This window comes from Quadrisphaera sp. DVD1 (assembly GCF_058932755.1).
In genome coordinates, this window is the sequence record NZ_JBZYWI010000055.1 from 1 (window position 1) to 19,484 (window position 19,484).

Genomic DNA, 19,484 nt, shown 5'->3' on the forward strand with positions numbered 1-19,484 from the left:
CGCACCGCCACCGGCCGCCCGACGAGGGCGGAGAGCTCCGCGTCCAGGGCGGCGCCGCGGACCTCGTGCCCGCTGACGCGCGCGCGCAGGACCGGCTGACCGCCGACGTGGTCGAGGGCGGCGCGGACCCCACCCAGCCACGGCAGCTGCTTGGCGGTGAGGACGGCGCCCTCGGCGTCGACGACGGCCCAGCCGCGGTCACCGGCCAGCCCGCCGGCGTCCAGCGTCGTGGCCGCGGGCTCCTCGCCGGCGGCCGAGCGCAGGGGGAAGCGCCGCAGCAGCTCGACCGTCCCGACGCGCACGGGCCCAGTGTCCCAGCACCTCGGGGAACGCCGGAGGGGAGCCGCCCCGGAGGGCGGCTCCCCTCCGGAGCCGTGCGTGCGTGGGCGATACTGGGATCGAACCAGTGACCTCCTCGGTGTGAACGAGGCGCTCTACCGCTGAGCCAATCGCCCGTGGAACGGGGAGGACTCTACCGCCTCCGCGCAGCGCCCGGCACCGGGGTCAGCCGTCCACCCCGGGGAGGCGCGTGAGCGCGGCCTCGAGGCCGTCGGGCACCAGGCCGGGGGTGCCGACGACGACCAGCCAGAGGTAGACCGCACCCAGGACGAGCGCGACCGCCCCGGCCGACCCCGCCCAGCGCAGCCACAGGGGCTTGGAGCCCGCCCAGTGCGTGAAGGCGTGCACGTGCACCCTGGCGCGCGCCAGGAGCCGCCGCGCCCAGTGGAACTCGCTGGCGAGCACGGCGAGGCCGCCGAGCACCAGGGGGATCCCGCCGGGCCCCGGCAGCCACCCCGTCGCCACCCCGGCGAGCACCATGAAGCCGCCGACGACGGCGACGACCGCCCGGTACAGCCGGCGCTTGCGCGGGTCGGCGCGGATCCGCCGGCGCCACTCCCAGCGCTCGTGGGGCTCCTTGGTGGCCCCGCCAGCCCCGCCCGCCCCGCCGGCCCCGCTCACGGGGCGCGCGGCGGTGGCGGTCGTCGGCGTGGCGTCCGGCGCCGTGCTCTCCACGACACGCAGACTACGGGCGCCGCCGGATCCCGGAGCGCCGCCGGGTTTGGGTCGTGGGACCGTGGGGAACTGAAGACGTGACCGACCCGCCGGGTCGGGGACGAGTCGTCCGCTCCGCAGGAGGTCCCCCCGTGCCCAGGCCCGCTCACGTCGACGTGGCTGTCGAGCTGCGCCTGGTCGTCCCGGAGGCCGGCAAGGTCCCCGTCGCGGTCGACCTCGGCTACGGCGTCCACGACCCCTTCGCTGTCACCGCCGCCTTCCGCGGCGACGGCGGGACGATCGAGTGGGTCTTCGCCCGCGACCTGCTGCGCGAGGGCATGCGCCGCCCGACCGGCGAGGGCGACGTCCAGGTCTGGCCGGGCGAGTCCGAGGGCCGCGAGGTCGTCCTCGTCTCCCTCAGCTCCCCCGACGGCCACGCGGTCCTCGAGGCCGACGCCGAGGACGTGCGCAGCTTCCTCGACCGCACGCACGCGCTGGTCCCCCCGGGCGCCGAGAGCCGCTACGTCCACCTGGACGACGAGCTGGCCGGGCTGTTCGGCCGAGCCGCCTGAGCACAGCCCCACCGCAGACGCACGAGAGCCCCGCGACCGGTCGGTCGCGGGGCTCTCGTGCGTCTGGGCCAGCCGGGTGCGCAGGACCCCTCGGGGAACGGCGAAGGCCGGCCTCCGAGGAGACCGGCCTTCGCACTGCGTGGGCGATACTGGGTTCGAACCAGTGACCTCTTCCGTGTCAAGGAAGCGCGCTACCACTGCGCCAATCGCCCGGTGGGACGTGCTGAGAGGTGGAGACGGGATTCGAACCCGTGTAGACGGCTTTGCAGGCCGTTGCCTCGCCTCTCGGCCACTCCACCGCGAGGAGTGACCCTCCCGGGGCGGTGCTCTTCCGAGCGGACGACGGGATTCGAACCCGCGACCCTCACCTTGGCAAGGTGATGCTCTACCAACTGAGCCACGTCCGCGTGCAGGGAACCGCACGATGTTCGTGCAGGACGACCTGACGGGGGAGACTCTACTGGGCGCCCGCGCCGCCCGTCCAACCGCCCCCCTCAGGAGGCCCCGTGCCCGCGTCCCCCCCGCCCTCGCCCAGCCCGTCCGCGGCCCGCCCGGTGTGGGTCGACGGCGCCCTCCTCGAGGCCGGCTCCGCGCGGGTGGACGCCCTCGACCACGGGCTCGTCGTGGGCGACGGCGTCTTCGAGTCGTGCGCCGTCACCGGCGGGCGCCCCTTCGCGCTGACCCTGCACCTGCGCCGCCTGGCGCGCTCGGCCGCCGGCCTGGGCCTGCCCGCCCCCGACGACGGCGAGCTGCGCGGCGCCGTCGACGCCGTGGTGGGCGCCCTGGGCCCGGCGGCGGAGCGGGCGCTGCTCCGGATCACCTGGACCGCGGGCCCCGGCCCACTGGGCTCCGCGCGCGCCCGCGAGGGCGAGCGCCGGGGCACCCTCGTGGTGGCCGCGGTCGCCCAGCAGCCGTGGGCGCCGGGCCAGCGGGCGGTCACCGTGCCGTGGACCCGCAACGAGCGCTCCGCGGTCGCGGGGCTGAAGACGACGTCCTACGCCGAGAACGTCGTGGCCCTGGCCCGCGCCCGCGAACGGGGCGCAGGGGAGGCGCTGCTGGCCAACACCCGCGGCGAGGTCTGCGAGGGCACGGGCAGCAACGTCCTCGTGGCGGTGGGCGGGGAGCTGCTGACGCCGCCGCTGTCCTCGGGGTGCCTGGCCGGCACGAGCCGTGCGCTGCTGCTGCACTGGGCCGCCCAGGAGGGCCTTCCGGTGCGCGAGGCGGCGCTGCCGTGGGCGGAGCTCGAGCGGGCCCCGGAGGTGCTGCTCACGTCGTCCACGCGCGACGTCCAGCCGCTGGCGGCCCTCGACGACCGGCCGCTGGTCACGAGCGACCTGGGGCGCGCGGCCGTGGAGCTCTTCGCGCGCCGCCGGGCCGAGGACGACGACCCGCTGGTGTGACCCCTTCACCCGCCGGCTGCTCCGCAGGCGCCTGCGGACCGCCGGGGGTCGGCCACAGCTGCTGGCTCGCGGCGTTCAGGCCGGCGCCGACGAGCACGGCGAGGGCGAGGAGGTAGAGCCAGATGAGGACGAGGATGGCGGCGGTCAGCGGCCCGTAGACCGACGTCCCGCCGATCGAGCGCCCGAGCCAGGCGCGCAGCACCCAGCTGGACGCCACCCACAGCACCAGGGCGAGCGCCGCCCCGGGCAGGGTCCGCAGCCAGCGGCTGCGCACCGGAGTGGCCACGTGGTAGAGCGCCGCCAGCAGCACCACGGCCCCGGCCAGGGACGCCGGCCCGGCCAGGTCCAGCACCCACAGCAGGCGCGGGGGGAGCCACCCGGCCACCACGGCGGGGCCGGCGAGCCCCAGCGGGACCGCGACGGACCCGACGACGAGGGTGAGCACGTAGAGGGACAGGGACAGCAGCCGGGTGCGGACGATCCCCCGGTGCCCCCCGAGCCCGGACATGATCGCGATGGTGTCGACGTAGACGTTCAGCGCGCGCGAGCCCGACCAGACCGACAGGGCGAAGCCGACGGAGATGAGGTCGACCCGGGGCCGGGAGAGGGCGTCGGCCAGGGTCGGCAGCACCACCTGGTCCACCGCCTCGCGGGTGAGGAAGGGCGAGACGGCGTCCTGCACCGCCGAGCGCAGCGACGACGTCACCGAGACGCCCACCGCCTGGCCGACCCACGCCGCGCTCGCGGCCAGCCCCAGCACCAGCGGAGGCAGCGACAGCAGGCCGAAGAAGCCGGCCTCCGCGGCCAGGCCGGTCACCCGGTGGCGCAGGCACAGCGCCACCGTGCCCGCCACGAGCGCACGGGCGCGTCGCAGGGCGGCACCGGCGCTCGAGCCCACACCGCCACCGTAGCGAGGCGGCGGGCGCTCGGGCCCGGAGCGCGCCGGGGCCCCGGCTCGGCCAGGATGGGTCGGCAACCCCGCCCCGCCGTCGAGAGAGTCCCATGCAGATCTGGCCCGGCCGTCCCTACCCGCTCGGCGCCACCTTCGACGGCGCCGGGACCAACTTCGCCCTCTTCTCCGAGGTCGCCGACCGGGTCGAGCTCTCGCTGATCGGCGAGGACGGCACCGAGACCCGGATCCCCATGCCCGAGGTCGACGGCTTCGTCTGGCACACCTACCTGCCCGGGATCATGCCCGGCCAGCGGTACGGCTTCCGCGTGCACGGCCCCTACGACCCCGCGCGGGGGCACCGCTGCGACCCGTCGAAGCTGCTGCTCGACCCCTACGCCAAGGCCGTCGACGGCCAGATCGACGGCGACGAGTCGCTGTTCTCGTACACGTTCAAGAACCCCAGCAAGCGCAACACCGCCGACAGCGCGAGCCACACGATGCTCTCGGTGGTGGTCAACCCCTACTTCGACTGGGGCACCGACCGGCCGCCGAACCGCGAGTACCACGAGAGCGTCATCTACGAGGCGCACGTCAAGGGCCTGACGCAGCTGCACCCGGGCATCCCCGAGGAGCTGCGCGGCACCTACGCCGGCATCGGCCACCCGGCGATGGTCGAGCACCTGACCGACCTCGGCGTCACGGCGATCGAGCTCATGCCGGTGCACCAGTTCGTCCAGGACACCCACCTCATGGACAAGGGCCTGACGAACTACTGGGGCTACAACACCATCGGGTTCTTCGCCCCGCACAACGCCTACTCCTCCACCGGCTCGCGCGGGCAGCAGGTGATGGAGTTCAAGTCGATGGTGCGCACGCTGCACGAGGCGGGCATCGAGGTGATCCTCGACGTGGTCTACAACCACACCGCCGAGGGCAACCAGATGGGCCCGACGCTGTGCTTCCGCGGCATCGACAACGCGGCGTACTACCGCCTCGTCGACGAGGACAAGCGCCACTACTACGACACCACCGGCACCGGGAACAGCCTGCTCATGCGGCACCCGCACGTGCTGCAGCTGATCATGGACTCGCTGCGGTACTGGGTGAACGACATGCACGTCGACGGCTTCCGGTTCGACCTCGCCTCGACCCTGGCGCGCCAGTTCCACGAGGTCGACCGGCTGAGCGCGTTCTTCGACCTCATCCAGCAGGACCCGGTGGTCAGCCAGGTCAAGCTCATCGCCGAGCCGTGGGACGTCGGCGACGGCGGCTACCAGGTCGGCGGGTTCCCCCCGCTGTGGACGGAGTGGAACGGCAAGTACCGCGACACCGTGCGCGACTTCTGGCGCGGGGAGCAGTCGACGCTGGCCGAGTTCGCCTCGCGCCTGTCCGGCTCCTCGGACCTGTACGAGCGCAACGGGCGCAAGCCCATCGCGAGCATCAACTTCGTCACCGCCCACGACGGCTTCACGATGCGCGACCTCGTCTCCTACAACGAGAAGCACAACGCCGCCAACGGCGAGGGCAACAACGACGGGGAGAGCCACAACCGCTCGTGGAACTGCGGCGTGGAGGGCGAGACCACCGACAAGGCGGTGCTCGAGCTGCGCGCCCGCCAGCAGCGCAACATGCTCACCACCCTGCTGCTCTCCCAGGGCGTGCCGATGATCCTCCACGGCGACGAGCTGGGCCGGACCCAGAAGGGCAACAACAACGTCTACTGCCAGGACAACAAGCTGTCCTGGGTGGACTGGAACCTCACGGAGAGCCAGCGCGAGCTGCTCGCCTTCACCCAGCGCCTCGTGGCGCTGCGGATGGACCACCCGGTCTTCCGCCGCCGCCGGTTCTTCGCGGGCGACGCCTCCCACGGCGGGGAGAGCCCGCTCGGCGACATCGCGTGGTTCACGCCCCGGGGCGACCACATGGACGAGCAGGACTGGACGACCGGGTACGCCCGCTCCGTCGGCGTCTTCCTCAACGGGTGGGCCATCCCCGAGCCCGACCCGCGCGGGGAGCGGATCGTCGACGACTCGTTCCTCGTCCTCTTCAACGCCAGCAACGAGCCGATCGAGTTCACCCTGCCGCCGGCCCAGTACGGCCTGCAGTGGACCGTCGTGCTCGACACCGACAGCCACCTGGTCGAGGGCGAGCAGCTCGCCGCGGCCACGACCACCCTCGCCGGCGCCCGCAGCGTCGTCGTCCTGACCCACCCCCCTGTGGAGGCGCAGTGAGCACCGAGACCACCCCCACCCCCGACGCCGCCCCCACCAACCCCGGCGCCGACCCGCGGCACCGCCCCGCCGCCGGGCGCCCGCAGCCGATCTCCACGTACCGGTTCCAGATCCGCCCGGAGTTCGGCTACGACGACGCCGCCTCGGTCGTCGAGCACCTCGACGCGCTCGGGGTCAGCCACGCCTACCTGTCCCCGGTGCTGGCCGCGGCCCCCGGCTCGGCCCACGGCTACGACGTCGTCGACCACTCGCGGATCAACCCCGAGGCCGGCGGCCGCGAGGCCTTCGACGTCCTGGTCGACGCCCTGCACGGCCGCCAGCTGGGCGCCGTGGCCGACGTCGTGCCGAACCACATGGCCGTGCCGACCCCCGCGACCCTGAACTCGGCCCTGTGGTCGGTGCTGCGCGACGGCCCCGACTCCCCCTTCGGGCACTGGTTCGACGTCGACTGGTCCGGCCCCGACCACGCGCTGCTCATGCCCGTCCTGGGCTCGCGGATCGGCCAGGTCCTCGCCGCGGGCGAGCTGTCGCTGGACACCAGCGGCGCCGAGCCGCTGCTGCGCTACTACGACCACGTCTTCCCGGTGCGCCGGGGCACCGAGTCGCTGCCGCTGGCCGAGCTGGTCGACCGGCAGTTCTACCGGCTGGCGCACTGGCGGGTCGCCGACGAGGAGCTGAACTACCGGCGCTTCTTCGACGTCGACACCCTCGCCGCCATCCGCGTGGAGGACCCCGACGTCTTCGACGCCACGCACGAGCTGCTCCTGGAGCTCATCGAGGCCGGCCGGCTCGACGGCCTGCGCATCGACCACCCCGACGGCCTCGCCGACCCCCGCGGCTACGTGCGGCGGCTGCACGAGCGCACCGGCGGCTCGTGGGTGGTCGTGGAGAAGATCGTCGAGGGCGCCGAGCACCTGCCCGGCGACTGGCCGTGCGCGGGCACGACCGGCTACGACGCGCTGCTGCGGGTGGGCGGCCTGTTCGTCGACCCGGCCGGCGCGGCTCCGCTGTCGTCGCTGCTCACCGAGCTCACGGGCAGCACCGAGGGCTTCGCCGCCGTGGTGGAGAAGGCCAAGCGCGAGGTCGTCGAGCAGGGCCTGTACGCCGAGGTGCACCGCCTCACCCAGCTGCTCGTGGAGATCTGCCACGCCGACATCCGCCTGCGCGACCACACCGAGCGCGGTCTGCGCGAGTGCGTCACCGAGCTGCTCGTGGCCTTCGACCGCTACCGCGCCTACGTCGTCCCCGGCGAGGACGCCCCCGCCGAGGCTGTCGCGGCGATGGACGAGGCCGTGCACACCGCCCGCGCCCACCTGGCGGAGGAGCGCTGGGACACCCTGGACCTGGTGCGCGAGCTGCTCCTGGGCCGCGAGGCCGGCAGCGCCGGGCGCACCACCGACGCCCAGCGGGCCGAGCTCGTCGTCCGGTTCCAGCAGACCTGCGGACCCGTGATGGCCAAGGGCGTGGAGGACACCGCGTTCTACCGCTGGTTCCGCCTGTCCTCGCTCAACGAGGTCGGCGGCGACCCGGACCACTTCGGCGTCGCACCGGAGGAGTTCCACGCCTACAGCGGCCGGATGCTGCGCGAGTGGCCGGTGTCGATGACCACGCTGTCCACCCACGACACCAAGCGGACCGAGGACGTCCGGGCCCGCCTGGCCGTGCTCTCCGAGCTGCCCGCGGAGTGGGCCGAGGCCGTGCGCTCCTGGCGCGAGCTGGCCGCCGACCACCGCGCCCCCGCGCTGGACCCCGCCACCGAGTACCTCATCTGGCAGACGCTGGTGGGCACCTGGGGCGCCGACGGCCCGATCAGCGGCGAGCGCCTCATCGGCTACCTGGAGAAGGCCACCCGCGAGGCGAAGCTGCACACCACCTGGACCTCCCCGGACGAGGAGTTCGAGGGCGCGGTGCGCGACTTCGTCATCGGCGTCCTCGGCGACGCGGCGGTCCTCGACGCCGTCCGCGCGTTCTGCGACCGGATCGCGGCGCCGGTGCGGGCCGGCACGCTGGGCCAGAAGCTCGTCCAGCTGACGATGCCCGGCGTCCCCGACGTCTACCAGGGCACCGAGGTCGTCGACCTCTCGCTCGTCGACCCCGACAACCGGCGCCCGGTCGACTACGGCGACCGCCGCACCCGGCTCACCCGCCTGGACGCCGGTGGCCGTCCCGCCGACCTGCACGACGAGAAGCTGCTGGTCACCTCGCGGGCGCTGCGGCTGCGCCGCGAGGCCCCGGAGTGGTTCGTCGGGGAGGGCGCCACCTACGCCCCGGTCGCCACCTCCACCGGCAACGCCGTCGCCTTCTCCCGCGGTGACGCCGACCGCGTCGGCGCCGTCGTCGTGGCCACCCGGCTGGCGGTCTCCCTCGAGCGGCTCGGCGGTTGGGGCGAGCACACCGTCGCGGTGCCCGAGGGGTCCTGGCGCGACCTGCTGACCGGGGAGGAGGTGGCCGGCGGCTCCGTGCGGCTGGCCGACCTGCTCTCCGACCTCCCGGTCGCCCTCCTGGTCCGGGCGTGAGCCCGCTCTCCAGCCGGGAGGTGCGCCGGCAGGTCGGGGCGCTGCTGCGCCAGGGCCCGGTCCTGCCGATCGTGCAGGCCGGGCACCCGGCGCTGCGCCAGGTGGCCGAGCCCTACGACGGCCAGCTCAGCCCCGAGCTGCTGGCCGACCTGGTCGAGGCGCTGCGGGTGACGATGCTTCGCGCCCCGGGGGTCGGCCTGGCCGCCCCGCAGGTGGGGCTGTCGCTGGCGCTCGCCGTCGTCCAGGACGAGGGCGACGACGGCGAGGACGGCGAGGACCCCCGCGAGCGCACGCCGCTGCCCTTCCGGGTGCTGGCCAACCCCCGCTACGAGCAGGTCGGCGAGCGGCTCGAGCCGTTCTACGAGGGCTGCCTGAGCGTCGTGGGCTACGAGGCGGTCGTCGCTCGCGCCCACCGGGTGCGCCTGACCGGGCAGGACGAGACCGGTCGCGCGCTGGAGGAGGAGCTCACCGGCTGGCCCGCGCGGATCGTCCAGCACGAGACCGACCACCTCGGGGGCATCCTCTACGTGGACCGCGCCGACCTGCGGACCCTGGCCTCGACCGGGACAGTGTCCTGATGCACACCTTCACCGTCTGGGCGCCGGACGCCCAGCGCGTCGACCTCGACGTCCACCTGACCACCGGCGACCCCACCGAGGACCCCCAGGTGCGCACCGCGCCGATGGAGCGCACCAGCGACGGCTGGTGGGCCCTGGAGGTGCCCGACGCCGGCCACGGCACCGACTACGCCTTCCGCGTCGACGGCTCCGACCCGCGCCCGGACCCCCGCAGCCCCTGGCAGCCGCACGGCGTCGACGGGCCGAGCCGGGTCTTCGACCCCTCCCAGCACGCCTGGTCGGACGAGGGCTGGGCCGGGCGCGACGCGCGCGGCGCCGTCGTCTACGAGCTGCACATCGGCACCTTCACCCCCGAGGGCACCCTGGCCGCGGCCCGCGAGCGCCTGGACCACCTCGTCGACCTCGGCGTCGACGTGGTCGAGCTCATGCCCGTGGCGGCCTTCCCCGGCCGCTGGGGCTGGGGCTACGACGGCGTCGACCTCTACGCCGTGCACGACCCCTACGGCGGCCCGGCGGCGCTGCAGGCCTTCGTCGACGCCTGCCACGCCCGCGGCCTGGCCGTGGCGCTGGACTGCGTCTACAACCACCTGGGGCCGGCGGGGAACTACCTGGGCGTCTTCGGCCCGTACTTCACCGACAAGCACGACACGCCCTGGGGCGCGGCCGTCAACCTCGACGACACGGGCAGCGAGGGCGTGCGCCGGTTCATCGTCGACAACGCCCTGCGGTGGTTCCGCGACTTCCACGTCGACGCCCTGCGCCTGGACGCCGTCCACGCCCTCGTCGACGACTCCCCCGTGCACGTGCTGGCCCAGCTGGCGACCGAGACGGCGGCGCTGTCGGCCGAGCTGGGTCGTCCGCTGACGCTCATCGCCGAGAGCGACCTCAACGACCCGGCGATGGTCACCCCGGTCGGCGAGCCCACCGGCTCCGGCCTGCCGGCCCGCGGCATGCAGGCGCAGTGGGCGGACGACGTCCACCACGCCCTGCACGCGCTGCTCACCGGCGAGCGCCAGGGCTACTACGCCGACTTCGGCGCCCCCGAGGTGCTCGCCAAGACGCTCACCGACGTGTTCTTCCACGACGGCGGCTACTCCGCCTTCCGCGGCGAGGACTGGGGCGCGCCGGTCGACCGCGAGCGCTACAGCGGCCACGCCTTCGTCGCGTACACGACCACCCACGACCAGGTCGGCAACCGCGGCCCGGGCGACCGGCTCAGCGCCACGCTCGACGACGGCCAGCTGGCGATCGCGGCCGCGGTGGTCCTCACCAGCGCGTTCACGCCGATGATCTTCATGGGCGAGGAGTGGGGCGCGCGCACGCCGTGGCAGTTCTTCACCGACCACGACCCCGAGCTGGGGAAGCTGGTCAGCGAGGGGCGGCGCAAGGAGTTCGCCGACCACGGCTGGGCCGCGGAGGAGATCCCCGACCCGCAGGCGGAGTCCACGCGCGAGGCCTCGGTGCTGGACTGGGCCGAGCCGGCGCAGGGCCGGGGAGCGCGCCTGCTCGCGTGGACCCGCGACCTCGTGGCGCTGCGCCGCGCCGAGCCGGACCTCCGCGACGGCCACCTGGGCCGGGTCTCGGTGGACCTCGACGCGGACGGCGGCTGGCTGGTCGTCCACCGCGGGTCCTTCGACGTCGTGGTGAACCTCGCCGACGCGGCCGCGGCCGTGCCGGTGGCGGGCCTGTCCGCGGGCGCCGCGGTGGCGCTGGCGTGGGACGAGGCGTCGGTCGCCGACGGCGCCGTGCAGCTGCCGGCCCACTCGGTGGCCGTCGTCCGCCGCTGACCACCCCGCCCCTCGCCGGCTCGCCAGTGAGCTGCCAGTCGTGGGGGTCCGGGCACCTCCCGGACCCCCACGACTGCCCGGTCACCACTGCAGGCCCCGCTGCCGGAGGGCCGCCGCGACCAGGGCCACCGTCTGGTCGGGGAACCTGAGCACGTCGGCAGCCGTGAGCACGATGACGCGCCACCCGTGCTGCTCCAGCAGCTGGCGGCGGCGGATGTCGCTGGCCCACTGACGGGCGTCGGTGCGGTGGTGCCCGCCGTCGTACTCGACGGCGACCCTCACCGACGGCCAGCTCAGGTCGGGCCGCGCCACCCAGGCACCGTCCACGACGACGTCCCGGCCGCAGACGGCTCCGGGCAGGCCGGCCGCCGTCAGCAGCAGCCGGACGTGCGTCTCCATCCCCGAGTCCACGGGGTGCCGGACCAGCCCCAGCACCCTGCGCAGCAGGACGCACGACCGGTCACCGGCTCGCGCGGACACCGCTGCGGTCATCTGCTCCTGCGTCGCCCACCGCCGCCGCACGCCGTCTGCGAGGGCGACGGCGTCCACGAGAGGCAGGTCCGCGGCGACCTCGCACCACAGGTGCACGGGGTGGAGGACGCGGAGGCCGGTGCCCGAGAGCCGCACCGCGTCTGCGGCCCAGCGGCTCTGGCCGCTGTCGACCCCGGCGGTGCGCGGCGCGCGCTGCGGCGACGGGACGACCACGCGCAGCGGCTCGCCGAGGACCTCGGGGGCGTCCAGCCGCCAGGGCAGCCGGCACAGCGCGGCAGCGGTCCGCCCGGTGAAGACCGCGCCGCGCGGAAGGACGAGGGCCGCCGCTCGGCAGCGGGTCTCCAGGTCGTCCGGCAGGTGGCCCGGCACGCGCACGCCGCGGTGCGGCGCCCGGAGGGCACGGCCGCGCAGCTGCTCGCGCGTCATCCCGAGCGCCATGGCCTCGCGGACGGTGAACGGGCGGTCCCGCAGAGCCGGCGGAAGGGCAGCAGCGCGCACCCGGCCGAGCGTGGCCCGGAGCGCCGCCGCGCCGCTGCGGCCGTCCACAGCCCCGACCTGTCAGTCCTGGGGGTCCGCGGCAGGTCCAGACCCCCACGACCGACGCCTCACGAGGGGGCGGCAGCCCCCTCGCGGGCCAGGGCGGTCAGGCGCGAGACGGCCCGGTAGTACTTCTTGCGGTAGCCGCCGCGCAGGAGCTCGCCGGGGAAGAGCTGGTCCATCGGCGTCCCGGAGGCCACGAGCAGCAGGTCGCGGTCGTACATCCGGTCGGCGAGCACGACCAGGCGCAGCGCCACGTTCTGGTCGGCCACCGGCGTCACGCCGGTCCAGTGCACCGCGCTGACGCCGTCGAGGAGGGCGCCGTAGCGGCTCGGGTGCACCGTGGCCAGGTGGGCCAGCAGGGCGGGGAAGTCGTCGAGGACTCCGCCGGGGGTGGCGGCGGCGCGCGCCACCACGTCGGCGTCCTGCAGCGGCGGCGGTGGGTCGGGCAGGCCGCGGTGGCGGTAGTCCTCCCCGTCGATCCTCACGACGTCGAAGCGGTCGGCCACGGCCTGGATCTCGCGCAGGAAGTCCTCCGCGGCGAAGCGGCCCTCCCCCAGCGCGTCGGGCAGGGTGTTCGACGTCGCGGCCAGCGCGGTGCCGGCGTCGGCGAGCTCGCGCAGCAGCCGCGACATGAGGACGGTGTCACCGGGGTCGTCGAGCTCGAACTCGTCGATGCAGACCAGGCGGTGTCCCGACAGCGCCTCGACGGCCTGCCGGAACCCCAGCGCCCCGACGAGGTTGGTGTACTCCACGAAGGTCCCGAAGGCGCAGGAGTGGGCCGTGCGCTCGTCGACGGCGTGCCACAGGGAGGCCAGCAGGTGGGTCTTGCCCACCCCGAACCCGCCGTCGAGGTACACCCCCGCCCGGGACGCCGGCTCCGGGCGGCGCCCGCCGAACAGGCGCCGCAGCCCGCCGCCACCGCCGCTGCTGCCGTCGCCCACCCGGTCGGCCAGGCCGCGCAGGGCGGCCACGGCCTCGGTCTGCGACGGCTGGGCCGGGTCGGGCCGGTAGCTGTCGAAGGAGACGCGCGCGAAGTGCGGCGGCGGCACGAGGTCGGCGAGCAGCCGGGCGGCGTCGGGGCGCGGGTCGCGCTCGACGAGAGCGGCCACGGCGCTGCGGGCGGGCGTGCCGGGCGGGGTCACGAGGGGCTCACCACGGTGGCGAGCCTAGGTCAGGGCCCGCGGCACGGCCCGGGCGAGACCGGTCCCGTAGGCTCGTGGTCACCATGTCGGGACACTTCTGCGCGGTGCGCTGCCGGTACGTCGACCTCGCCCGCACGGCCAGCAGCGCCTGTCGCTGAGCCCGCCCCCGCAGCTCGAGCACCTGCGCGGCGACGGCCCGTGACGCGCCGTCGCGCGATCCCCCCTGACGCACCACCGACGCCCGCACCGATGGAGGAACCGTGGCCCTGCCCCGAGACGACAGCCCCAAGTTCGCCGAGTACGCCCACCCCGAGCGCCTGGTGAGCACCGCGTGGCTCGCCGAGCACCTCGGCGAGCCCGGCCTCGTGGTCGTCGAGAGCGACGAGGACGTGCTGCTCTACGAGACCGGCCACATCCCCGGCGCCGTGAAGGTCGACTGGCACACCGACCTCAACGACCCGGTCACCCGCGACTACGTCGACGGCGAGGCCTTCGCCGCCCTGCTGGGCAGCAAGGGCATCTCCCGCGACACCACCGTCGTCATCTACGGCGACAAGAACAACTGGTGGGCCGCCTACGCGCTGTGGGTCTTCACCCTCTTCGGCCACGAGGACGTCCGCCTCCTCGACGGCGGCCGCACCGCGTGGGAGGCCGAGGGCCGCGAGTACACCCGCGAGGCCCCGCAGGTCGCGCCCGTGGACTACCCGGTCGTCGAGCGCGACGACTCCGCGATCCGCGCCTTCAAGGACGACGTGCTGGCCTTCCTCGGCGGCCAGCTGGTCGACGTCCGCTCACCCGAGGAGTTCAGCGGCGCCCGCACGACGATGCCGGCCTACCCCGAGGAGGGCACGCTGCGCGGGGGGCACATCCCCGGCGCGCAGTCGGTGCCGTGGGCCCGGGCGGCCGCGCCGGACGGCACGTTCAAGCCCCGCGCCGAGCTCGAGGCGATCTACCGGGGCGAGAAGGGCCTCACCCCCGAGGAGCCCGTGATCGCCTACTGCCGCATCGGCGAGCGCTCCAGCCACACCTGGTTCGTGCTGCAGCACCTGCTCGGCTTCCCCGACGTGCGCAACTACGACGGGTCCTGGACCGAGTGGGGCAACGCCGTCCGCGTGCCGATCGTCATCGGGGACGCCCCGGGCGAGGTCCCCAGCAGGTGACAGACTGGGCCGCATGAGCGAGCCCATGACCGGCGGCAGCACCCTGACCGAGGGGCTGCCGCCGGCCCTGGCCGAGATCGTCGACGACTTCAACGCCGTCTCCGAGCGCGACCGGCTGCAGCTGCTGCTGGAGTTCAGCGAGGGCCTGCCCGCCCTGCCCGAGCGCTACGCAGAGCACCTCGAGCTCATGGAGCCGGTGCCGGAGTGCCAGTCCCCGGTCTTCCTGCTCACCGAGGTCGACGACGACGCCACCGTGCACCTGCACTTCTCCGCCCCCCGCGAGGCCCCGACCACGCGCGGCTTCGCCGGCATCCTCCGCGAGGGCCTGGACGGCCTGCCGGCGGCCGAGCTGCTGGCCACGCCGGACGACATCTCCTCCCGCCTCGGCCTGGAGCGCGCGGTCAGCCCCCTGCGGCTGCGCGGCATGGCCGGCATGCTCGGCCGGATCAAGCGCCAGGTGCGGGAGAAGACCACCGCGTGAGCGGGCGCGCCCCCGCGCTGGCCGTGCTGTGGCCGGCCGAGCGCGCCGGCGAGGTGGTGCCCGGCGAGGACGCCGACCGCGGCGAGCCGTCGCTCAGGGCCCTGTACGGCCCTCCCGGCGCCCCGGGCCGGCGGTGGGTGCGCGCCAACATGGTCTCGACCCTGGACGGCGCTGCCTGGGGACCGGACGCCTCGACCCGCTCGATCGGCTCGCCGGCGGACCTGAGGGTGCTGAAGCTGCTGCGGTCGGTCGCGGACGTCGTCCTCGTCGGGGCCGGCACCGTGCGCGCCGAGGGCTACGGCCTCCTGCGCACCGGCACCGAGCTCGCCGTGGTCAGCCGCAGCGGCCGGCTCCCCCACGGCCAGGGCCTGCTGCCGGCCGAGCGCGACGACGGCCGCTCCGCCCTGGTGGTCACCTGCGCCGGTGCGGGGCCCGCGGCGCTGGCGGACCTGCGCGCGGCGGTGGGCGACGAGCGCGTGGTCGTGGCGGGGGACGACGCGGTCGACCTGCCCCGCGCCCTGGCGGCCCTGGCCGAGCGCGGCCTGCCCCAGGTGCTCTGCGAGGGCGGCCCGGCGCTGCTGCGCGACCTGCTCCGCGAGGGCCTCGTCGACGAGCTGTGCCTGACCTGGTCACCGCTCGTGGCGGGCGGCGACGCCGGGCGCCTGCTGGCGGACGGGGAGCCGCTGCTGCGGCCCGCCCGCCTCGGGCACCTGCTGCACGCCGAGGGGACGCTCATCGGGCGCTGGCTCCTGGCGTGAGCCCGGAGCCGGCGCCCGAGAGGGTCAGCTGGCGGCGAGCGCCTCGCGCTCGGGCACGCTGACGGCCGCTGCGGCGGCGCGCCTCGGCCGCCAGCCCGTGGCCAGGGCCCCGGCCCAGACCGAGACGGCACCGATGGCCACGCCGGCGATGTCGTCGACGATGTAGTGCCACCCGAAGTAGATGGTCGCCAGGACGGTGAGGACGAAGAAGATCCACATCGACCAGCGGGCCACGCGCGGGAACTTCGCCAGGTGCACGATGAGGGCCGCGGTGAAGACGATCGAGGTGTGCAGCGAGGCGAACGCCGCGATGCCGGAGACGGACATCGTCGCGTGCGGGTCGGCGATGACGTTGATCCGGGACCGGATCAACCCCTCCTGCAATCCCGCGACCTCGGTCTGCGGGAGGTCGCTGAAGCGCCACGGCACCGCCACGAACGGCCCGGAGGCCGGCAGCACGTAGTAGCTGAGCGTGCCCAGCGCCCAGTTCAGGCAGAGGGCCGTGGCGTACCAGAGCCCCAGCGAGAGGTCGCGCGACCAGACCAGCGCCACGGCCAGGGAGACCGGCACGAAGATGAGGAAGGCCATGTAGACCCACGACAGCACGTAGGCGGCCACCCCGGTGCCCAGCACCGTGTGCAGCACCTCGGCGGGGTCGTTGCCGAACGCCAGCAGCTTGTCGGTGGCGACGAGGTCGAAGTCCTGCGAGCGGGTGCGCACGAACGGCAGGAAGCTCTTGAGGTTCCGGTAGCCGACGTAGGTGACGTAGAAGCTCGCCAGGGCGGTCATGACCACCACGAGGCGGTGGACGGGCCACCGGGTGACGGTGACCTCCCTCAGCGCCGTCCACATGCGCCGCGGGCTGCGGGCGCGGACGGCGGCCCGGGGCAGCACGTCGGCCAGGAGGAACAGGCCCAGGATCAGCGGCAGGCGCACCCAGCTGGGCCCGAGGAACCCGTCGGGGTCGCGCAGCGGAAGGTCCAGGACGAAGGCGCCCACGACCGACAGACCACCGGTGACGAGTGCGGTCACCACCGCCAGGGCGAGCCCGTGGCGGACCAGCAGCGAGCGGGTGTGATCGAAGGCCATGCCCCTATTCTGCCCTGTACCACCGACGCTCTGGCCACCTCTTGTCCATCTGGGCGTTCCTCGGGTGCCGTCCACGGGTCGTCCGCTCCCCCTCAGGGGGTGGGCGCCGCAGCGCCGTCGACGGCACCCGACGCCGCCGCGCCGGGCCGGAGCATGGCCAGGACGTCGAGGCCGGTGGTGCGGCGGACGACCTCCAGCGTCTCGTGCAGGTTGTTCGCCACGCTGCGCGAGAGCTGCCCGGCGCCGTCGTTGGAGATCACCGTCAGGTCCTTGATGGCGCTCATCGGCGCCGCCAGCTCCCGGGCCAGCTGGGGCAGGACCTCGACGACCATCTGCGCGGTGGCCGCCTGGCCGTAGCGCTCGAAGGCGTCCGCGCGCAGCCGCAGGGTCTCGGCCTCGGCCTCGCCACGGGCCCGCGTCGCGGCGGCCTCGGCCTCGCCCTCCAGGCGCACGGCCTCGGCCAGGGCGCGGCGCCGGTCCAGCTCGGCCAGGCCCTCCAGCCGCACGCGCTCGGCGTCGGCCCCGGCAGCCAGCTTCGCCCGCTCGGCGTCGGCGGTGGCGGCCAGCTTGGAGCGCTCGGCGTCGGCGAGGGCCGACAGGCGCACCCGCTCGGCCTCGGCCTCGGCCGCGGCGATGGAGCGGGCCTTGCTGGCCTCGGCCTCGAAGATCTCCGAGTTCCGCCGGCCCTGGGCCTCCTGCTCGCTCTGGTAGCGGGCGGCGTCGGCGGGCTTGCGGACCTGGGCGTCCAGCTCGCGCTCGGTCAGCGCCGCCTGGCGCTGCGCCACGACCTCCTGGCTGGTGAGCACCTCCTGGTCGCGCTCCGCCGTGGCCAGGGCGCCCGCGGCCGCCGCCTCGGCCGCGGCGCGGTCGGTGTCGGCCTTGAACGCCGACCGGCGCAGGTCCAGGTCGCGCTGGGACTCCGCGATCCGCTCGTCCGCCTTGGCCTCGGCCTGGCTGGCCTCCTGCCGCGAGCTCGCCTCGGCGATGGCGGCGTTGCGGGCGGCGATGGCGGCCTCGGGGCGGCCCAGGTCGCGCAGGTAGTTGCTGTCGTCGGTGACGTCCTGGATCTGGAAGGTGTCGAGCACGAGGCCCTGGTTGCTCAGCGAGCTGATCGACTCCTCGGCGACCTGCGCGGCGAAGGCGGCGCGGTCGCGGATGATCTCGTCGACCGTGAGGGTGCCGACGATCGAGCGCAGGGAGCCGGCGAGGACCTCCTGGGTGAAGGACTCGATCTCGTCCTGCTGGTGCAGGAAGCGCTGCGCCGCGGCGCGGACGGAGTTCTCGGTGCCGCCGACCTTGACGATCGCCACGGCGTCCAGGTTCAGCCGGATGCCCTGCTTGGAGACCGCCCCGCCGATCTTCACCGAGATGCGCCGGGAGGCCAGCGAGAGGGAGTGGACGCGCTGCACCAGCGGGGTGACGAAGACGCCGCCGCCCATGACGACCTTCTGCCCGGACAGGTCGGTGGTCACCTCGCCGGTCTCGGGGTTGGTGACCGCCTTCCCCTTGCGCCCGGTGATGATGAACGCCTCGGACGGGCTCGCGATCTTGTAGCGGCGGGCGAGGGCGACCACCGCGACGAGCAGCACGACGGCGGCCACGACGGCGCCGACGAGCACGGGGCTGAGCTGGTCCACGGGGGCCTACCGATCGCTGGGCGCTGGGGCGGTCGCGATCCTAGGGACGCTCGGCCCGTCCGCGCGGGTCCTCGTGCGCCCGTCCGGGTGGCGCTGCGCGCTGGTGCAGCCGGCGCCTCACAGGTGGTCGAGGAGGAACCGCGCGACCTCCCGCTCCCAGCGGTCGGGGTCGACGTTCCACTCCCGGCAGTGCCCGGCGCCGCTGAACTCCACGTGCCGCACGACGTCCGGGCGCGCCGCCGCCAGCCACCGGGTGGGCTCCACCGGCACGTACGCGTCGTCGTCGCTGTGCAGGACGAGCAGGGGCACGCTCAGCTCCGCGGCGCGGGCCACCCAGTCCATCTGCGCGAGGTCGACCGGCGCCTCGTGGCCGACCACGGCGCGCGCCACCGGGGAGCCGAGCATCGCGAGGCCGTAGCGCCCGATCGGCGCCGGCAGGTGGTTGATCCGGGCCTGGTGGTCCAGCACGTGGCGCCAGTCGAGCACCGGGCCGTCGAGCACCACGGCGCGCACCCGGTCCGCCGTCCACGAGCGCGCCAGGTGCTGCAGGACGGTCGCAGCGCCCATCGACCAGCCGACGAGCACGACCTCGCGCGCCCCCGAGGACAGCGCGTGCAGGACGGCGGCCTCGACGTCGCGCCACTCGGTGCCGCCGAGCCCGTACCGGCCCCGCGCGCTCGGCGGGGCGTCGGCGTCGTTGCGGTAGGAGGGCACGACCGCGGTGAGCCCCAGCCGGTGCAGCACCGGCAGGGCCCGCAGGCACTCGGCGCGGGTGGCCCCGCGCCCGTGCACGAGCACCGCCCACACCTGCGAGGACGGCGCCCCGCCCTCGGCGGCGGCGGGCGCCGGCACCACCCACGTCGGCAGGTCGCCGACGTCGGAGCGCACCAGCACCTCCTCGTGGGCCAGCCCGAGGGCGGAGGTGGGGTCGCCGGTGTAGAACGCGCCGTTCCAGCGCGCCCGGCCCGGCAGCAGCTCGCCGGCGTCCACGCCGAGCACCTCGCGGGTGACCGTGCGCGCGGCGGCGTCGCGCTCGAGCACCTCCCCCAGCCGCGCGTGGCCCGCGCCCCGGGCCAGCCACAGGCCGCAGCGCCCCGGCGCCTCGGCCTCGGGGGTGAGCGCGAGGACGACCGCGGACGGCGCGCCGGCCGGCCCGCGCACGGCCAGCACCCGGGCGTCGTCGGGCAGCGAGCGCGCCGGGGTGACCACGCGCCGG

At 75.1% G+C, this 19,484-nt stretch carries 17 protein-coding genes and 4 tRNA genes; 9 read left to right on the plus strand and 12 right to left on the minus strand.

The window, feature by feature from the left end; translation table 11 throughout:
- The 3 genes from AC5FZL_RS08250 to AC5FZL_RS08260 all read right to left on the minus strand — a co-directional run.
- Nucleotides 1-302: MOSC N-terminal beta barrel domain-containing protein (locus tag AC5FZL_RS08250; protein ID WP_493618093.1), on the minus strand; the 302-nt coding region annotated here is incomplete at its 3' end.
- A gap of 81 nt (nucleotides 303-383) precedes the next feature.
- Nucleotides 384-455 (minus strand) — tRNA-Val (locus tag AC5FZL_RS08255).
- 49 nt (nucleotides 456-504) lie between these two features.
- A complete protein-coding gene (locus AC5FZL_RS08260) occupies nucleotides 505-1,014 on the minus strand; it encodes a PGPGW domain-containing protein (protein WP_493618094.1) in 510 nt (169 codons plus the stop codon).
- 131 nt (nucleotides 1,015-1,145) lie between these two features.
- Here AC5FZL_RS08260 and AC5FZL_RS08265 point away from each other — a divergent pair, with 131 nt between their 5' ends.
- On the plus strand, nucleotides 1,146-1,565 hold the full coding sequence (locus tag AC5FZL_RS08265; protein WP_493618096.1) for an SsgA family sporulation/cell division regulator: 420 nt from the start codon (nucleotides 1,146-1,148) through the stop codon (nucleotides 1,563-1,565).
- Nucleotides 1,566-1,705: 140 nt separating this feature from the next.
- Here the strand turns inward: AC5FZL_RS08265 and AC5FZL_RS08270 are convergent.
- The 3 genes from AC5FZL_RS08270 to AC5FZL_RS08280 all read right to left on the minus strand — a co-directional run bounded on the left by AC5FZL_RS08270 (nucleotide 1,706) and on the right by AC5FZL_RS08280 (nucleotide 1,972).
- Nucleotides 1,706-1,777, minus strand: a tRNA-Val gene (locus AC5FZL_RS08270).
- A 16-nt stretch (nucleotides 1,778-1,793) separates the two neighbouring features.
- Nucleotides 1,794-1,864 (minus strand) — tRNA-Cys (locus tag AC5FZL_RS08275).
- Nucleotides 1,865-1,899: 35 nt separating this feature from the next.
- Nucleotides 1,900-1,972 (minus strand) — tRNA-Gly (locus AC5FZL_RS08280).
- A gap of 99 nt (nucleotides 1,973-2,071) precedes the next feature.
- On the opposite strand from AC5FZL_RS08280, the gene AC5FZL_RS08285 reads away from it, so the two are divergent.
- Complete coding sequence (locus AC5FZL_RS08285) at nucleotides 2,072-2,965, plus strand: aminotransferase class IV (protein WP_493618097.1); 894 nt, start codon at nucleotides 2,072-2,074, stop codon at nucleotides 2,963-2,965.
- Here AC5FZL_RS08285 and AC5FZL_RS08290 read toward each other — a convergent pair.
- On the minus strand, nucleotides 2,889-3,863 hold the full coding sequence (locus AC5FZL_RS08290; RefSeq protein WP_493618098.1) for a YihY/virulence factor BrkB family protein: 975 nt from the start codon (nucleotides 3,861-3,863) through the stop codon (nucleotides 2,889-2,891). The two genes, AC5FZL_RS08285 and AC5FZL_RS08290, sit on opposite strands and share 77 nt — an antisense overlap.
- 104 nt (nucleotides 3,864-3,967) lie before the next feature.
- Between AC5FZL_RS08290 and glgX the strand changes: the two genes are divergently transcribed.
- Genes glgX through treZ form a run of 4 tightly spaced genes read left to right on the plus strand, consistent with a single transcriptional unit; the run spans nucleotide 3,968 to nucleotide 10,969 of the window.
- The gene (gene glgX / locus AC5FZL_RS08295) at nucleotides 3,968-6,088 is read left to right on the plus strand and encodes a glycogen debranching protein GlgX (RefSeq protein WP_493618099.1); all 2,121 of its coding nucleotides are present in this window, start codon (nucleotides 3,968-3,970) and stop codon (nucleotides 6,086-6,088) included.
- Nucleotides 6,085-8,604 (plus strand): malto-oligosyltrehalose synthase, encoded by a 2,520-nt coding sequence (treY, locus tag AC5FZL_RS08300; RefSeq protein ID WP_493618101.1) that lies wholly within the window; start codon nucleotides 6,085-6,087, stop codon nucleotides 8,602-8,604. Before glgX ends, treY begins: the two co-directional genes overlap by 4 nt.
- Entirely contained in the window at nucleotides 8,601-9,182 is a 582-nt protein-coding gene (locus AC5FZL_RS08305; RefSeq protein ID WP_493618102.1) for a peptide deformylase, read from the plus strand. The genes treY and AC5FZL_RS08305 overlap by 4 nt, the downstream gene beginning before the upstream one ends.
- Nucleotides 9,182-10,969 carry a malto-oligosyltrehalose trehalohydrolase gene (gene treZ / locus AC5FZL_RS08310; protein WP_493618103.1) on the plus strand — a complete coding sequence of 596 codons (1,788 nt, stop codon included), beginning with the start codon at nucleotides 9,182-9,184 and terminating at the stop codon, nucleotides 10,967-10,969. The genes AC5FZL_RS08305 and treZ overlap by 1 nt, the downstream gene beginning before the upstream one ends.
- Nucleotides 10,970-11,050: 81 nt before the next feature.
- On the opposite strand, the gene AC5FZL_RS08315 is transcribed toward treZ, so the two are convergent.
- Together AC5FZL_RS08315 and zapE are read right to left on the minus strand one after the other, a co-directional pair.
- Nucleotides 11,051-11,959, minus strand: a complete 909-nt coding sequence (locus tag AC5FZL_RS08315; protein ID WP_493618104.1) for an endonuclease domain-containing protein — start codon at nucleotides 11,957-11,959, stop codon at nucleotides 11,051-11,053.
- A 107-nt stretch (nucleotides 11,960-12,066) separates the two neighbouring features.
- Nucleotides 12,067-13,143, minus strand: a complete 1,077-nt coding sequence (gene zapE, locus AC5FZL_RS08320) for a cell division protein ZapE (RefSeq protein WP_493618105.1) — start codon at nucleotides 13,141-13,143, stop codon at nucleotides 12,067-12,069.
- Between the two features lie 260 nt (nucleotides 13,144-13,403).
- Here zapE and AC5FZL_RS08325 point away from each other — a divergent pair, with 260 nt between their 5' ends.
- Genes AC5FZL_RS08325 through AC5FZL_RS08335 form a run of 3 tightly spaced genes read left to right on the plus strand, consistent with a single transcriptional unit; the run spans nucleotide 13,404 to nucleotide 15,542 of the window.
- Nucleotides 13,404-14,303, plus strand: a complete 900-nt coding sequence (locus AC5FZL_RS08325) for a sulfurtransferase (protein WP_493618106.1) — start codon at nucleotides 13,404-13,406, stop codon at nucleotides 14,301-14,303.
- A 13-nt stretch (nucleotides 14,304-14,316) separates the two neighbouring features.
- Nucleotides 14,317-14,784 carry a SufE family protein gene (locus AC5FZL_RS08330; protein ID WP_493618107.1) on the plus strand — a complete coding sequence of 156 codons (468 nt, stop codon included), beginning with the start codon at nucleotides 14,317-14,319 and terminating at the stop codon, nucleotides 14,782-14,784.
- On the plus strand, nucleotides 14,781-15,542 hold the full coding sequence (locus AC5FZL_RS08335; protein WP_493618108.1) for a dihydrofolate reductase family protein: 762 nt from the start codon (nucleotides 14,781-14,783) through the stop codon (nucleotides 15,540-15,542). The genes AC5FZL_RS08330 and AC5FZL_RS08335 overlap by 4 nt, the downstream gene beginning before the upstream one ends.
- A gap of 24 nt (nucleotides 15,543-15,566) precedes the next feature.
- Here the strand turns inward: AC5FZL_RS08335 and AC5FZL_RS08340 are convergent, their stop codons facing one another.
- From AC5FZL_RS08340 to AC5FZL_RS08350, 3 genes are all read right to left on the minus strand, one after another.
- Complete coding sequence (locus AC5FZL_RS08340) at nucleotides 15,567-16,631, minus strand: phosphatase PAP2 family protein (protein ID WP_493618109.1); 1,065 nt, start codon at nucleotides 16,629-16,631, stop codon at nucleotides 15,567-15,569.
- Nucleotides 16,632-16,723: 92 nt separating this feature from the next.
- The gene (locus AC5FZL_RS08345) at nucleotides 16,724-18,268 is read right to left on the minus strand and encodes a flotillin family protein (RefSeq protein ID WP_493618110.1); all 1,545 of its coding nucleotides are present in this window, start codon (nucleotides 18,266-18,268) and stop codon (nucleotides 16,724-16,726) included.
- Nucleotides 18,269-18,385: 117 nt separating this feature from the next.
- Nucleotides 18,386-19,484 (minus strand): alpha/beta hydrolase family protein (locus AC5FZL_RS08350; RefSeq protein WP_493618111.1); only part of this gene is annotated, 1,099 nt, incomplete at its 5' end.